Raw genomic sequence first — 15,721 nt, forward strand, 5'->3', positions numbered from 1 at the left:
GACAGCAGGCCCGCTGGCAATCAGAAGATGCTCTTGAACTCTTCAATATTGCTTTTGTCATAGGTGAACGGCACGGACATCGCTGCGCTGTTGGTGTCATCCAGCGTGACGCTGCCCATCCGGCCGGTCTTGATGGTGGCACCCGGCTCTGCCGTCGCTTCGTCCAACGCCAGGGCGTGGGCGATCATCGCGGTGGTATAGCCAAGGTCGACCGGGTTCCAGATCGCGAACGACTGCGAGGCACCGGATTCGATCGCGCCGGCCATTTCGGACGGCAGACCCAGACCGGTCACATTGACCTTACCGATCATGCCCGCATCCGCCACGGCCTGCGCGGCGGCAACGATGCCCACCGAGGTTGGTGCAATGATCGCGTTAAGGTCGGGATGCGACTGCATGAGGCCCTGCGCCTCGCGGTACGACTTGTCAGCCAGATCGTCGCCATAGACGGTCGCGACCACTTCGATGTTAGGATAGTCGCCCATCACCTTATCCATCTCGGCAATCCAGGTGTTCTGGTTGGTCGATGTCGATGTCGCGGAGAGTACCGCCACCTTGCCACCTTCGGGCAGGTGATCGGCGGCCAGCTTGATGATGGTCTTGCCGATCAATTCGTCCGAGGACGGAGCAAGGTGCATCTCGCGCCCTGCCGCTGCAACACCGGAATCCCACGATATAACCGTGATCCCGCGCTCCATCGCTTTTTGCAGGGCCGGAACGACAGCATCGGGGTCATTGGCGGAAATCGCGATGGCATCGACGCGCTGCGCGATCAGGCTGTTGATCACTTCGATCTGGCCTTCGGCAGTCGTGTCCGTCGGGCCGGTGTAGATGATCTCGGTATTGCCAAGCTCCTTGGCCGCCTCTTCGGCACCGCGCGCGGCGGCCTCAAAGAAGCCGTTGCCAAGCGATTTCGCCAGTATCGCGATCCGCACCGGTTCCTGCGCCATGGCCGTGGTGCCAAGCAGTGTCGCGGCAAGCGATACGCCGATGGCAAGTCTTCTGGTAATTGTCATGATCTTCCTCCCAAAGTTTGACAAAATGTCCCCGGCGCCGCGCGTTGTCCCGCATCCGCCGCTCCTCCTGCGGGCTAGCCCGCCTCCTCTGCTGATGCGTCAACGCCCGTGGGCGCAACGATCAGTTTCACATCTGCCGCATCCAGCATCGCTGCATGGCGATCCTCGACCCGCTCGTCCGTGATGATCGTATCGACCTTTTCCAGCGCACAGAGGATCAGGCTCGACCGCAGGTCGAACTTGGAACTGTCGGCCAGAATCACCAGCTCGTCCGCCTGCCCGATCAGCTTCTGTTCGGCCTGGATGACCAGCGGATCCGCCTCCATGATCCCCAGGGGTGCGATGCCCTGACAGCCCATGAACATGCGCCGGGCATAGAAGTTGCGCGTCACGTCATTTTCAAAGGGCGACAGGATGATATTCTGTTCGCGGTAGATCGTCCCGCCCGACAGCACGACCGTGTTCTTGGAATGCTTGAGCAGATGCTCCGCAATCGGGAAGGAGTTGGTGAAGACCTGACAACGTCGGTTGGCCAACGGGTGCACCATCTGAAAGGTGGTCGTCCCGCCGTTGATGATGATCGATTCACCATCCTTGCACAGGGCCACGGCCGCGCGGGCGATCGCCTGTTTCTGACGGGCGTGGCTACCCTGATTCACCGAAAACGGCCGCCCGGCGAGGCCCACAAAAGCAGGCGGCGCGTTGGATTCCGCCCCGCCGCGCACCCGGCGCAATTTCTTGCCCATATGCAGGGTGGCAATGTCACGCCGGATCGTCGCCTCAGAGGATTCCGTCAATTCCACCATTTCGGCGACCGTGACAAACGGCTTGGCCTGAATGGCTGACAGTATGATCCTGTGGCGTTCGTTTTCGTGCATGACGTCCTCCCGTTGCGGCACGATGCCTTAGTAAAACAATCACTGTCAATCAAATTTAATCGCAAAACGTCTTTCTGCACCTGAATAATGATCGTTTATGACTGAACTTGATTGACATGGTGCCATGAATGCGCAAATTTGCGGGCAAACGGCACGGGGCGCCTCTTGCCCCTTGGGGAGGAAAATCCATGCTCAAGACTGTTTCGGGGTCCCGGATCGAAAACCTGTGGGATGAAACCCACGCGAACTCGCTCAGCGAATCCGACAAGCTGCTCTACCGCTCGAACCTGCTCGGCTCTGATAAGAGGGTAACCAACTACGGCGGCGGCAATACATCGGCCAAGGTGATGGAAACTGACCCTTTGACCGGCGCGATGGCCGAGGTGCTCTGGGTCAAGGGATCCGGCGGGGATATCGGCACGATGGACAAAGCCGGATTTTCAACGCTTTACATGGAAAAACTGAACGCGCTGAAGGGCCTGTACCGAGGTGTTGCATTCGAAGACGAGATGGTGGCCTACCTGCCTCACTGCACGTTCAACCTGAACCCACGTGCCGCGTCGATCGACACGCCGCTGCACGCCTATGTGCCAAAGAAACACGTCGACCACGTCCACCCCGACGCGATTATCGCTATCGCCGCAGCATCAAATTCCAAAGAACTGACACAGCAGATCTTTGGCGGCTCCATCGGCTGGCTGCCCTGGAAAAAGCCCGGTTATGAACTCGGCCTGTGGCTCGAGGATTTCTGCCTCAAGAACCCTGACGCGAAGGGAGTCGTGCTGGAAAGCCACGGGTTGTTCTGCTGGGATGACGATGCCGAAGTTTGCTATGCGACCACGCTTGAGACGATCAACCACGCCATCGCCTGGTTCGAAGAGCAGACCGCCGATATTCCGGCCTTTGGTGGTGAAAGACATACTGCCCTTCCCTCTGCTGAACGCCGCCGCGTGGCCGCCGCCCTGATGCCCGCCATTCGCGGCATGATCTCTGGCGACAGCCACAAGGTTGGTCATTTCGACGATCAGGATGCCGTGCTGCAATTCGTGGGCGCAAACGACATGCCGCGCCTTGCTGCGCTCGGCACCTCCTGCCCTGACCATTTTCTTCGGACCAAGATACGCCCGCTGGTCGTCGATTTCGACCCGGCGAATCCTGATATCGACGCCACCCTTACCGGTCTGACCGATATGATCGAGGCATACCGTGCCGACTACACTGCCTATTACGAGCGCTGCAAAAACGCTGACAGCCCTGCGATCCGCGACCCCAATGCGGTGGTCTACCTTGTCCCCGGTGTCGGCATGATAACTTTTGCCAAGGACAAGGCTACGGCCCGGATTTCAGGGGAATTCTACGTTAATGCGATCAACGTGATGCGCGGATCGGATGCGGTGAGCAATTATCAGGGCCTGCCGGAACAAGAGGCCTTTGACATCGAATACTGGCTTCTGGAAGAGGCCAAGCTGCAACGGATGCCCCAGCCCAAGGCGCTTGCCGGTCGGGTCGCCATCGTCACTGGCGGTGCAGGCGGCATCGGGGCTGCGACGGCGGTGCGCTATCTGTCCGAAGGTGCCTGCGTGGTGCTGGCCGATATCGACAAGGCGTCGCTGGCCGAGACCGCGCAGACCCTGGCCGGGAAATTCGGCAAGGACGTTGTCCGCACGGTCGAAATGAACGTGACCTCGGAGGAAGCCGTGATTGCAGCCTATGCTGACATGGCAGTGGAATTCGGCGGCGTGGACATCGTCGTCTCAAACGCCGGGATCGCGTCATCGGCCAAGGTCGAAGATACTTCTCTGGAGCTGTGGAACAAGAACATGTCGATCCTGTCGACAGGGTATTTCCTTGTGGCACGCGAGGCATTCAAGGTGCTCATGGCACAGGGCATCGGCGGCTCGATGGTCTTTGTCGCCTCAAAGAACGGCCTCGCTGCTTCGCCCGGGGCCGCCGCATATTGCACCGCTAAAGCGTCGGAAATCCACCTCGCCCGCTGCCTTGCGCTGGAAGGCGCGCCCCACGGGATCCGGGTCAACGTGGTCAACCCTGACGCGGTGCTGCGTGGATCCAAGATCTGGTCCGGCGAATGGCTCGACCAGCGCGCAGCGACCTATGGCACCGACAAGGGCGGACTGGAAGAGATGTACCGCGAACGCTCACTCCTGAAACGGTCGGTCCTGCCTGAGGATATTGCCGAGGCCTGCTATTTCTTTGCTTCGGATCTGTCGTCCAAATCGACGGGCAATATCATCAACGTGGACGCCGGCAACGTGCAGGCCTTTACGCGCTGAACAGCGGCCCGAGGGAGGGGACAATGATAGACACCAATGCCATTGAGGCCGCGAACGAAGCGGCGATGAAAGACCTGCGCGCAGATTACGACGCGCTCGGCGAACACTTGGACCGGCGCGGGATCAGTATTGACGCGATAAAGGCAAAGGTCGCGGGTTATGGCGTTGCCGTGCCGTCCTGGGGCGTGGGCACAGGCGGCACCCGGTTTGCCCGTTTCCCCGGCGCAGGTGAGCCGCGCCATATCTTTGACAAGCTCGACGATTGCGGTGTGATCCACCGGTTGACCGGGGCGACGCCATCTGTGTCGCTGCATATCCCGTGGGACAATGCGGCTCCCGGCGATCTGCTGGCCAAGGGCGAAGAGGTGGGCCTCACCTTTGATGCGATGAACTCCAATACGTTTCAGGACCAGAACGATCAGGCCAAAAGTTACAAGTTCGGATCACTTTCGCACACCGATGCGGCGACGCGGGCACAGGCGGTCGATCATAACCTAGCCTGTATCGAGTTGGGCCAGAAAATTGGATCAAAGGCCCTGACCATCTGGGTTGGGGACGGATCGAACTTTCCCGGGCAGAGTAACTTTACCAGACAGTTCGAACGCTACCTCGACAGCGCGCGGTCTATCTATTCCGGGCTGCCCGACGACTGGCGCCTATTCACCGAACACAAGATGTACGAACCGGCCTTCTATTCCACCATCGTGCAGGACTGGGGTACCAACTACCTGATCGCCAAGGAGTTGGGCGATCGGGCCTTCTGTCTGGTGGATCTTGGCCATCATGCGCCGAATGTGAATATCGAAATGATCGTCGCCCGCCTGATCCAGTTCGGAAAACTCGGCGGCTTTCACTTCAACGATTCAAAGTATGGCGATGATGATCTGGATACAGGTTCTATCGACCCCTACCGGCTGTTCCTTGTGTTTAACGAACTGGTGGATGCGACAGACGTAGCCGGGTTTGACCCCGCCCATATGCTGGATCAAAGCCATAATGTCACCGACCCGATCGAAAGCCTGATGTCCAGTGCGATGGAGGTGCAGCGCGCCTATGCGCAAGCGCTGCTGGTGGATCGTGTGGCTCTGGTCGGGTATCAGGATAGCAACGACGCGCTGATGGCCTCTGCCACGCTGAAACGTGCATTCCGGACGGATGTGGAGCCGATTTTGGCCATGGCGCGACTGGACAAGGGCGCGGCGATTGATCCCGTCGTTGCCTACCGGCAGTCAGGCTATCGCGCGAAAGTGGCGACGCTACGTCCCGCGGTTACTGGGTCGGGCGGCGGCATCGTCTGATCCACCGCAGGCCTCGGCCCCGCCAGAAAAAAGGCGCGCCGCCCATCGGGTGACGCGCCTTTCAAATTTTTAACCGAAAAAGATCAGCTCAGCCCTTCGGCCTGCACCCATTCCCAGGTCAGATCCAGCGCACGACCCATCCGTTCGATGATCTGATCGATATCATCCTCTGTCACGATCAGCGGCGGACACAGGGCAAGTGTTTCGTAGACGTTGCGGCAGATCAGACCCTCTTGTGCGGCGAACTTTGCAGCCTGGGCCGACACCTTGCCCGCCGGGGTAAAGCTGCGTTTACTCGCCTTGTCCGCCACCAGTTCCAGACCGGCGATCAGGCCGACGCCGCGCACTTCGCCCACCAATGGATGGTCAGCAAATTTACGCAACCCACCCTGGAACTGCTCCTCAAGACGGGCTGCATTGCCGATCAGGTCGCGCTCTTCGATGATCGCAAGGTTTTCGAGACCCACGGCACAGGCCACCGGATGACCCGACCCGGTAAAGCCGTGACCAAAGGTGCCCAGCTTTTCCGAATTATCGGCAATCGCGTTGTAGACCTTGTCGTTCATGATGATCGCGGCCAGCGGCATGTAGGACGAGGTCAGTTGCTTGGACGTCACAAGAATGTCCGGGGTAAAGCCGTATTTTTCACAGCCGAAGGTGGTGCCCAGTCGACCAAACCCGTTGATCACCTCATCCGAGATCAGGATGATGTCGTACTTGTGGCACAGCGCCTCGATCCCGGGCCAGTAGCCTTCGGGCGGGGTCATGACACCACCTGCACCCATCACCGGCTCGCCGATGAAGCCGGCGATGGTTTCGGGACCTTCGGCAAGGATCACATCCTCGGCCTCTTTCAGCAGACGAGCGGTGAACTCGGACTCGGTTTCGCCCTCCTCACCCCAGCGCCAGAAGTGCGGGCAGGTCAGGTGCGTGACCGGAATTGCAGGCAGGTCGAAATCCTTGTGGTTCGCCGGAAGGCCGGTCAGGGAACCGGACGCGATGGTGATCCCGTGATAGCCTTTGTTGCGTGCCAAGAATTTCTTCTTCTCGGGGCGGCCCAGGCCGTTGTTCATGAACCACAGCATCTTGATGACGGTGTCGTTCGCCTCGGACCCCGAGTTGGTAAAGAACACGCGGTTCATGCCCTCGGGTGCCATTTCGGCCAGCTTTTCACCCAGCCGGATCGCCGGTTCATGCGCCTTGTGCGCAAAGCTGTGGTAATAGGGCAGCAGGTCCATCTGGCGCACGGCGGCGTCCCGCAGACGCGGTTCCGAAAAGCCCACGGCGACGGACCAGAGCCCGGCCAGACCTTCGATATATTCCTTGCCGTGATCGTCGTAGACGCGCACACCATCGCCTCGTGCCATGATCATCGGCCCCTGCTTTTCGTGCAGGCGCATGTTGGTATAGGGATGCACGCTGTGCGCGATGTCTGCGGCGGCGAGCGAGTTGGACAGGTCGTTCATAAGTCTCTCCGAAAGTCAGGCGCGCGCATCGCGGCCGAGAAATCCCCCGAGGAAGGAGGCAAGCGAGGTGGTGAGGTCGGGCGACAGATAGCCGCCCTCCTGAACAAGGACTGTGGGCAGATCCGCAGCGGCGATCAGGGCGCCTGCCTGACGGAACCCGTCAAAAGTGACCTTCATGCCCTTTAGCGGATCGTTCTCGTGCGCATCAAGCCCCAGACTGATCACAAGCGCGCCGGGATCGAATGCGCGGATCCCCGCAAGCGCGTCTGAAATCGTCGCACACCAGTTATCGTCTCCGGTCGTGGGGGGTAGCGGCAGGTTCACGTTGAACCCTTCGCCCGCCCCGCGCCCCGTCTCATGTGCATGCCCAGCAAAGAACGGATAATAGCGGTGCGGATCGGTGTGTACCGAGATGAACAGCACATCTTCGCGGTCGTAGAAGATCCACTGCGTACCATTGCCATGGTGCACGTCGATATCCAAAATCGCAACCCGGTCGTGTTTGTTGCGCAGCCGCTCGGCCGCTATGGCGCTCACGTTCATCAGGCAATGCCCGGCACATGTTTCGGCATCTGAATGGTGGCCGGGGGGCCGGGTCAGCGCATAGGCTGCACGCTCTCCGTCAAGCACGGCATCTGCCGCAGCCACGGCACAATCAGCAGCGCGGCGGGTGGCGGTCCAGCTATGCGGACCTATCGGCGCAGATGTATCGCCCAAATGCCAGCCCGCGCGCCCGACGATGCTGTCGGGGTATGTCGCCCAAGACTTTTGGGCGAAGGCATTCGGCACCACTTCGGCACCCGCACCGGGCAGTTTCTGCCATTCCTCCCAAGCGCTCTCCAGAAACGCCAAAAGCTGGGGCGTATGCACCGCCTCAAGACAGGCGCGCGGTGCCTCGGGAGGCTCTTCGGTGTAAAGGCCCAGCTGGTTCAGCCCTTCGATTAGCAGTGTTGCACGCTCGGCCTGTTCGGCGTTGCGCATAAGGGCACCGTTGGTCAGACGGAACTGCGGGTCGTGGGCCTCGGTCTCTTTTGCGTAATAACATTTCATCGGGCAGTCTTGTCCTCCAGCAGGCGGAACTGCTGGCAGACAAGCGTCCGCGCCGTTCCGATGTGATAATCAATGGCTTCTACTGCCGCATCGCTGTCACCTGCCGCGATGGCGTCGATAATCGGTTCGTGGGTTTCGGCCATCCGTTGCGGATCGTCATATAGCCGCCCGATCACGATCAGGCCCAGCTTTGTTTCATTGGCGATCTGGTCAAAGACTGTCAGAAAGCGCGGGTTCCCGGACCCCTGGCAGATCAACCGGTGGAACTGCATGTCCGCCTCGACCTGACACAACATGTCTTCCCCTGCCTCTGCGACGCGGTACAGTTCTTTGACCTGAGCGCGCAGCAGTGGCAGTGTCGACTCGGCCCCTTGTGCCACCAGCCGCGCCACGGCGGCACGTTCAATGACGATGCGGAATTCGTAGAGGTCATCCAAAGCCGACGCCGAGACGGTTTGCACAAAAAAACCGCGGTTGGTGTGATATTCGACCAGACCAGAGCTTTCCAGCAGCCGTGCGGCCTCTCTCACCGGCGCGCGCGAGACGCCCATGTCACGGGCGATGGTCGATTCTGACAGTCGCGCGCCGGGCAGGATTCGCCCGGCCATGATCGCTTCGGCCAAAAGATTCGCCACGCGGTCCACAAGGCCGTCGCGATTGAGCGGCTGAAACCCCGAGGTCTGCGGAGTTGTGGGGTTCTGGGGATTAAACACGGTTGCGGACGTCCATATTGAAAGCACCTCGAAGCAAAGCCTAACCGCGCCAATGTCGATTGTCGACAATTTCCTTGACTTGATGCGGGGAACCGCAATGCTGGAGCCAATCGCAACCGGACCAAGGAAGATTTCATGCCGGATGGCACGACCGACCTGCCCGTCTCCGACCTTCGCCGTGACCTTGCCGCGGCCTATCGCCTTATCGCGCTCGAAGGGATGGACGACAGCATCTACACCCACATTTCCGCCCGCCTGCCCGATGGCCCCGACGGCGAAAAGCGGTTTCTGCTGAACCCCTACGGCCTGCGCTTTGATGAGGTAACGGCGAGCAACCTTGTCACTGTGGACGAAACAGGCGCGGTGATCGATGACCCCTATGGCGCAGGCGTGAACGCCGCCGGGTTCACCATCCACTCTGCCGTTCATATGGCCCGGCATGACGCGACCTGCGTTCTGCACACCCATACAGTGGCCGGTGTCGCGACGTCTTCGGTCAAAGAAGGACTTTTGCCGCTCAATCAATGGTCGGCGCAATTCTACGACCGCATCGCCTTTCACGATTACGAAGGCATCGCGCTGGATCTGGCCGAGCGCGAACGCATCGTCGCCGATCTGGGCGCAAGGAATGTCATGTTCCTGCGCAACCACGGCGTTCTGGTGCTTGGCCGGTCAGTCGGCGAAGCGGTCGCGGTAGTGATGAACCTGGAACGGTCCTGTCAGGCGCAGATTGCCGCGCTTGGCATGGGGCTGACGCCGGTCGTGCTGTCCGATGAGGTGGCCGAACATACTGCCCGCCAGTACGAAAAGGCCTATGAAAGCATCTACACCAAGGGGCGCGATCCCGAATGGGCCGCTATGTTGCGCCGTCTTGACCGTGCAGCACCTGAGTACGCAGACTGACCCCGGATCAACCGGGGCAATTTAGAAAACCAATGATCCACGACGGGGAAAACTAATGAACTTCTTGAAAACGACTACCTTTCTGATTGCTGCGGGCATGGCCCAGCCGCTGCTGGCGCAGGACGTTGGCGGACGGATTGACATCGTCGTGCAGCCGGAGCCGCCCAGCCTGATGCTTGGCCTCGTGCAGAACGGCCCGACCCAGCAAGTCGCCGGCGACATCTACGAAAGCCTTTTGCGCTACAACACCGACCTTGAGCCGCAGCCGAGCCTGGCCAAGTCCTGGGACATTTCCGAGGACGGCCTTACCTACACCTTCCAGTTGCAGGAAGGCGTCAAATGGCATGACGGCGAACCCTTCACTTCGGCGGATGTGGTGTTTTCGGCTGATGTCTTCCTGCGGGAAACGCATGCGCGCCTGCGCTCTTCCCTCGCCTATGTTGCCAGCATCGAGGCGCCGGATGATCTGACCGTCGTGTTCAAGCTCAGGGAACCCTTTGGCCCCTTCATCGGCATTTTCGAGGGCGGCACCATGCCGATGATCCCCAAGCATATCTATGAAGGCACCGATTTCGCCAACAACGAAATGAACGCCACCCCCATCGGCACCGGCCCCTTCAAGTTCGAATCCTGGGAAAAGGGCAGCTTCATCCATCTGGTGAAGAACGAAGACTATTACCTTGAAGGCAAGCCCTATTTGGACGAAGTCTACTACCGTGTGATCCCCGATGCCGCGTCGCGCGCCGTAGCGTTCGAAACGGGCGAAGTCGACGTCCTGCCCGGCGGTTCTGTAGAAAACTGGGACGTGCCGCGCCTGACCGAGATGGAAAACGTCTGTTCGACCGGCAAGGGATGGGAATTCTTTGCCCCCCACTCCTGGATGTGGCTGAACAACCGCGAAGGCGCGATGGCCGATGTGCGTTTTCGTCAGGCGATCATGTACGCCATGGACCGCGAATTCGTTCGCGATGTTGTCTGGAACGGCTTTGGCAAGGTGGCCACCGGCCCCGTCTCGTCCAAGACCAACTTCTACTCGGATGACGTAACCCAGTACAACTACGATCCGGACAAGGCCAAGGCCCTGCTGGCAGAGATGGAATATGACGGCACCCCGATCCGGCTGCTGCCCTTGCCCTATGGCGAAACCTGGCAGCGGTGGGCCGAAGCAGTACGTCAGAACCTGTCCGAAGTCGGCATCGAGGTCCAGATCGACGCGACCGACGTCGCCGGATGGAACGAAAAGGTCGCCCAATGGGACTATGACATGGCCTTCACCTATCTTTACCAGTACGGCGATCCCGCACTGGGCGTGTCACGTAACTATGTGGAATCCCAGATCGAAAAGGGCAGCCCGTGGAACAACGTCGAGGGCTACAGGAACCCCGAACTTGACGCGAAATGGCACACAGCCGCCGTGTCGCCCAATCCGGATGAACGGACAGAGATCTATGCCCAGATCCAGAAGGAAATCGTCGATGATGTGCCTGTCGCATGGCTGCTCGAAATCGAGTTTCCGACAATCTACAACTGCAATGTGCAGGACCTCGTGACCACCGGCACCGGTATATCGGACGGCCTGCGCGACGCTTGGATCAAACAGTAAGCGATCCTTGCAGGGCACCGGATCTCCTGGTGCCCTACCCTTCATGCGACGATAGAATATCGTACGCTAAACGCCTGACGTCATTGAGGATTCCCCCAACAGATGTCCCTGCTAACCACCATCCTCGGACGGCTTATCAAGGCTGCGATTACGCTGCTGACCATTGCCGTTCTGAACTTTTTTCTGATCCATGCTGCCCCCGGCGACCCCGCCGCGGTTCTGGCCGGTGAGGCCGGTGCTGCGGATCCGCTGTTCATCGCCCAGCTGCGTGAACGCTTTGGTCTGGATCAGCCGCTTTGCGTCCAGCTCTGGTCCTACGTGAAGAACGTTCTGACGCTGGACCTTGGGTATTCCTTTCGTCAGGGCATGCCGGTCTACGACCTGATCGCGAGCCGCCTGCCCGCGACCCTACTGCTCACGCTGTCGTCCTTCATCATCTCGCTTTCGCTTGGCATCGCCTTCGGTGTTGCCGCCGCCGCACGGGTGGGCAAGGCATCCGACAGCCTGCTGACCACGCTGGCGCTGCTGTTCTACGCCACGCCTCTCTACTGGGCCGCTTTGATGGCGGTTCTGGTGTTCTCGGTCCAGCTGGGCTGGCTGCCTGGTTTTGGCTATGAGACCGTTGGCAGCGGCTACACCGGCCTTGCCCGCGCATGGGACATCCTGCAACATCTGATCCTGCCGGCGATGACGCTGGGGCTGTTTTTCATGGCCGTCTACATGCGCATGACGCGCGCCTCGATGCTTGAGGTCAGCCAGATGGATTTTGTGAAAACCGCGCGGGCCAAGGGCCTGTCCGGCCCCGTCATCCGCCGCCGCCATATCCTGCGCAACGCGCTGCTGCCGGTCGTCACGCTGGCCGGTCTGCAAGCGGGCCAGTTGATCGGCGGCGCGGTCCTGACCGAAACGGTCTTTGCCTGGCCCGGCATCGGACGTCTGATGTTCGAAAGCCTTGAGGCGCGCGACTACAACACGATCCTCGGGGTGTTCCTCGTGTCCGCCGCCATGGTGATCGTGTTCAACATCCTGACCGACATCGTCTACCGCATCGTCGACCCGCGGATCGGAGCCAAGACATGAGTTTCTGGAAACGCTTTGCGACCAACCGCGGCGCCGTGATCGGGCTGATCATCCTGCTCGCCGTTGTCACCATCGCCATTCTCGCCCCCGTCATCTATCCCGGTGGCCCCTGGAAGATGGTGCAGCGTCCCTTCCTTGTTCCCTTCACGAACGAAGCGCTGCCTTTGGGCACGGACACGCTGGGGCGCAACGTCGCTGCGGGCCTCGTGCATGGTGCGCGGGTGTCACTCCTCGTCGGCCTCGTGTCCACTGTGATGGCCCTGCTTATCGGCGTCCCCTTGGGCGCGCTGGCGGGCTTTTATGGCGGTTACGTGGACGAAGGTGCCATGCGTTTCACCGAGTTTTTCCAGACCATCCCGAACTTTGCCCTCGCCATCGTGCTAGTCGCGATCCTGCAGCCCACGCTGGGATCGATCACCCTTGCCATCGCAATCGTCAGTTGGCCCCCCGTGGCAAGACTCGTACGGGCAGAGGTCATGTCGCTCAAACGCCGCGAATTTGTCGAGGCGGCGCATCTGGCGGGGCTGTCCAACATCCGCATTCTGGTCAGTGAGGTGCTGCCCAACGCGGTTTCGCCGATCATCGTCATGGCGTCGCTTATGGTGGCGACCGCGATCCTGCTGGAATCCTCGCTGTCGTTCCTTGGACTGGGCGATCCCAACATCATGTCATGGGGCTACATGATCGGCGCGGCGCGGACTGTGATCCGTTCGGCCTGGTGGCTGTCGTTTTTTCCGGGCCTTGCGATCCTGCTGACCGTGCTTGCGCTGAACCTGATCGGCGAAGGGCTGAACGACGCCTTCAACCCGCACCTGAAGAAGGGCCGCACATGAGCGATCCCATCCTTTCGATTGAGCAGCTCACCATTGACCTACCTGCAGGCGCGGACCGGCCGCACGCTGTCGAGGAGGTCAGCTTTGACCTAAACAAGGGCGAAGTCCTGTGTGTCGTCGGCGAAAGCGGGTCGGGCAAATCCATGACCGCCAATGCGCTGATGGGTCTGCTGCCGGACGGCGTGACCGTGGGCAACGGGCGGGCGGTGTTTGACGGCACCGACGTGCTGACCCTGAGCGAAGTACAGAAACAGGCGCTGCGCGGCGCGCGGATCGGCATGATCTTTCAGGAGCCGATGACGGCGCTTAATCCGCTGATGCGGATCGGCGACCAGATTTCCGAGGTCTTTGCCGCCCACAACCTGTACAGTAAATCCGAACGCCGCGCCCGCGCGCTGGCGTTGGTCAAGGAGGTCGGCCTGCCCGACCCGGAAAAGATCATCCGCGCCTATCCCTTTCAACTCTCCGGCGGGCAGCGGCAGCGTGCCATGATCGCCATGGCACTGGCACTTGAGCCGGAAATCCTGATTGCGGACGAGCCGACAACGGCGCTGGATGTGACCACCCAGGCACAGATCCTGCGACTGATCCTTGCTCTTCGTGACAAGCACGGCATGGCAGTGATGTTCATCACCCATGACTTTGGCGTCGTGGCCGAGATTGCCGACAGGGTGATCGTCATGCGCCATGGCCGCATTGTTGAGGCGGGTGTGGCCAAGCGCGTACTTGAGGCGCCGCAGCATGAATACACCCGCGCCCTGCTGGACGCGATCCCAACTGGAACCGTGCCGGATCTGGCGACCGTCAACACAGCCCCCGCGCTTGAAATTCAGCACCTGAACAAGATCTATCGCACTGGCGGCGGTCCCTTTCGTGCAGCACGCGAAGTGCGCGCGGTGAATGACGTCTCGCTCACCATCGCCAAGGGCGAAGTCCTGGGGTTGGTCGGTGAATCCGGGTCCGGGAAATCCACTCTTGGCCGGGCGGTTGTGCGTCTGGTGACGCCGGATTCGGGTAAGGTCCTGATCGGCGGCGTAGACCTTGCCGCACTGGACGAACGTGAATTGCGCAAGCAGCGGCATCGCGTGCAGATGGTGTTTCAGGACCCCTATGCCTCGCTCAATCCCCGCCACCGCATCGTGCGCTCACTTTCCGACGGGCCGATCGCCAAGGGCGTACCGAAAAGGCAGGCACATAAACGAGCGCTAGAACTACTCGAGATTGTCGGGTTGGGCGCGGATGCCGCGACGCGGTTCCCGCACGAATTCTCTGGCGGGCAACGGCAGCGCATCGGCATTGCCCGTGCCCTGGCGATGGACCCCGAACTGATTATCGCAGACGAGGCTGTCTCGGCGCTGGATGTGTCAATTCAGGCGCAGGTTCTGGAATTACTGGCGGATCTGCGGCGCAAGATGGGTCTGTCGATCCTGTTCATCACCCATGATCTTCGCGTCGCAGCGCAGGTCTGTGACCGTATTGCTGTGATGCAACACGGGCGACTGGTCGAAGTCGGCCCGGTGCGCGAGGTGTTTCACGCCCCGAAAGAGGCCTACACCCGTGAATTGCTGGCTGCGGTTCCCGGGGCCGGATGGGCCGTCGATAAAGAGGACGCCATCGCATGAGCCAGAAGCAGTGGACCGGCGTTCTGGCCTGCCGGGTTCTGGACCTGCGCGATTTATATGGTGCCGTATTTGCCGACGTTGCGCCCCAGATCACGCTTTTGACACCCGAAGAGGTGACAAACCCTGAATCTGTTGATTTCGTACTGAGCTGGGCACCGCCAAAGGACGCCTTTACCCCCTACCCCAACCTGCGCGGCATCTTTTCCATCGCTGCCGGTATGGATGCGATCATGGCCTGCCCGTCGCGGCCCAAGGACGTGCCGGTGTTCCGGGTCGAGGATCCGGATCAGGCGGCGCAGATGGCAGGCTTTGCCGCGTTTCACATCATTTGGCATCACCGCAAGATGCGGCAATACTTGGAGGACCAGACGCACGAAATCTGGAACCGTCCGAACTCGGGCCGCTCTCCTGCAAAGGTCCGCGTCGGTGTGATGGGCTTTGGCTTCATGGGCCGCGCAGTGGCACGCGGTGCGGCGGCCTTGGGATATTCCGTGGCCACCCTGTCGCGCAGCATGCCAGCAGAGCCAGAGGCCGGAATGGTGCATTTCGTGGATGCGGATCGTTCGGATTTTCTTGCGCGCACGGATATTCTGGTGAACGTGCTGCCGATGACACCCGCGACCAAGGGCCTCTTCGATGCGGACCTGTTCAGCGCCCTGCCCAACGGGGCCGCGTTTATCCATCTGGGTCGTGGTCGACAACTGGATGATGCTGCCCTGCTCGCCGCTCTGGATTCAGGGCAGCTTTCTGGGGCATCTTTGGACGTGTTTGCACCCGAACCTTTGCTCCCGGGTCATCCGTTCTGGTCGCACCCCAAGATTTTTGTGACCCCTCACACGGCAAGTGAGGCAGAACCAACTGCGGTCGCGGCCAATGTGGTGAAACATCTCTCCGCTATGGGCTGAACCTGCCCCGGAACAAAGCCAGCCTTGGTCTGGGGCTGATCTCTCTTGCTTTACGTGCCTAAA

General features: G+C 60.5%; 13 protein-coding genes. 8 read left to right on the top strand and 5 right to left on the bottom strand.

Annotated elements, in window-relative coordinates; all coding sequences use genetic code 11:
• Positions 1–20 precede the first annotated feature (20 nt).
• Positions 21–1,016, bottom strand: coding sequence for a rhamnose ABC transporter substrate-binding protein (rhaS, locus tag CHB75_RS12360; RefSeq protein WP_089270891.1), 996 nt, complete (start codon positions 1,014–1,016; stop codon positions 21–23).
• Between the two features lie 74 nt (positions 1,017–1,090).
• Entirely contained in the window at positions 1,091–1,894 is an 804-nt protein-coding gene (locus CHB75_RS12365) for a DeoR/GlpR family DNA-binding transcription regulator (protein ID WP_089270893.1), read from the bottom strand.
• Positions 1,895–2,082: 188 nt separating this feature from the next.
• Here CHB75_RS12365 and CHB75_RS12370 point away from each other — a divergent pair, with 188 nt between their 5' ends.
• Positions 2,083–4,185 (top strand): bifunctional rhamnulose-1-phosphate aldolase/short-chain dehydrogenase, encoded by a 2,103-nt coding sequence (locus CHB75_RS12370; RefSeq protein WP_089270895.1) that lies wholly within the window; start codon positions 2,083–2,085, stop codon positions 4,183–4,185.
• A gap of 23 nt (positions 4,186–4,208) precedes the next feature.
• Positions 4,209–5,483, top strand: a complete 1,275-nt coding sequence (rhaI, locus tag CHB75_RS12375; RefSeq protein ID WP_089270897.1) for an L-rhamnose catabolism isomerase — start codon at positions 4,209–4,211, stop codon at positions 5,481–5,483.
• 83 nt (positions 5,484–5,566) lie between these two features.
• Here the strand turns inward: rhaI and CHB75_RS12380 are convergent, their stop codons facing one another.
• Genes CHB75_RS12380 through CHB75_RS12390 form a run of 3 tightly spaced genes read right to left on the bottom strand, consistent with a single transcriptional unit; the run spans position 5,567 to position 8,712 of the window.
• Positions 5,567–6,949, bottom strand: a complete 1,383-nt coding sequence (locus CHB75_RS12380; protein ID WP_089270899.1) for an aspartate aminotransferase family protein — start codon at positions 6,947–6,949, stop codon at positions 5,567–5,569.
• Positions 6,950–6,964: 15 nt separating this feature from the next.
• Positions 6,965–7,999: a histone deacetylase family protein gene (locus tag CHB75_RS12385; protein WP_089270901.1), complete on the bottom strand. Its 1,035-nt coding sequence runs from the start codon at positions 7,997–7,999 to the stop codon at positions 6,965–6,967.
• The gene (locus tag CHB75_RS12390) at positions 7,996–8,712 is read right to left on the bottom strand and encodes a GntR family transcriptional regulator (RefSeq protein WP_245840929.1); all 717 of its coding nucleotides are present in this window, start codon (positions 8,710–8,712) and stop codon (positions 7,996–7,998) included. Before CHB75_RS12390 ends, CHB75_RS12385 begins: the two co-directional genes overlap by 4 nt.
• Positions 8,713–8,847: 135 nt before the next feature.
• On the opposite strand from CHB75_RS12390, the gene CHB75_RS12395 reads away from it, so the two are divergent.
• From CHB75_RS12395 to CHB75_RS12420, 6 genes are all read left to right on the top strand, one after another.
• Entirely contained in the window at positions 8,848–9,615 is a 768-nt protein-coding gene (locus CHB75_RS12395; RefSeq protein ID WP_089270903.1) for a class II aldolase/adducin family protein, read from the top strand.
• Between the two features lie 55 nt (positions 9,616–9,670).
• The gene (locus tag CHB75_RS12400; RefSeq protein ID WP_089270905.1) at positions 9,671–11,218 is read left to right on the top strand and encodes an ABC transporter substrate-binding protein; all 1,548 of its coding nucleotides are present in this window, start codon (positions 9,671–9,673) and stop codon (positions 11,216–11,218) included.
• Positions 11,219–11,320: 102 nt separating this feature from the next.
• Positions 11,321–12,298, top strand: coding sequence for an ABC transporter permease (locus CHB75_RS12405; protein WP_089270907.1), 978 nt, complete (start codon positions 11,321–11,323; stop codon positions 12,296–12,298).
• On the top strand, positions 12,295–13,131 hold the full coding sequence (locus CHB75_RS12410) for an ABC transporter permease (protein ID WP_089270909.1): 837 nt from the start codon (positions 12,295–12,297) through the stop codon (positions 13,129–13,131). Before CHB75_RS12405 ends, CHB75_RS12410 begins: the two co-directional genes overlap by 4 nt.
• Positions 13,128–14,753 (top strand): ABC transporter ATP-binding protein, encoded by a 1,626-nt coding sequence (locus CHB75_RS12415; RefSeq protein ID WP_089270911.1) that lies wholly within the window; start codon positions 13,128–13,130, stop codon positions 14,751–14,753. Before CHB75_RS12410 ends, CHB75_RS12415 begins: the two co-directional genes overlap by 4 nt.
• Positions 14,750–15,658 (top strand): NAD(P)-dependent oxidoreductase, encoded by a 909-nt coding sequence (locus CHB75_RS12420; protein WP_089270913.1) that lies wholly within the window; start codon positions 14,750–14,752, stop codon positions 15,656–15,658. Before CHB75_RS12415 ends, CHB75_RS12420 begins: the two co-directional genes overlap by 4 nt.
• Positions 15,659–15,721 lie beyond the last annotated feature (63 nt).

The sequence above is a fragment of the Puniceibacterium sediminis genome (assembly GCF_900188035.1).
In the GTDB taxonomy this organism is placed as follows: domain Bacteria; phylum Pseudomonadota; class Alphaproteobacteria; order Rhodobacterales; family Rhodobacteraceae; genus Puniceibacterium; species Puniceibacterium sediminis.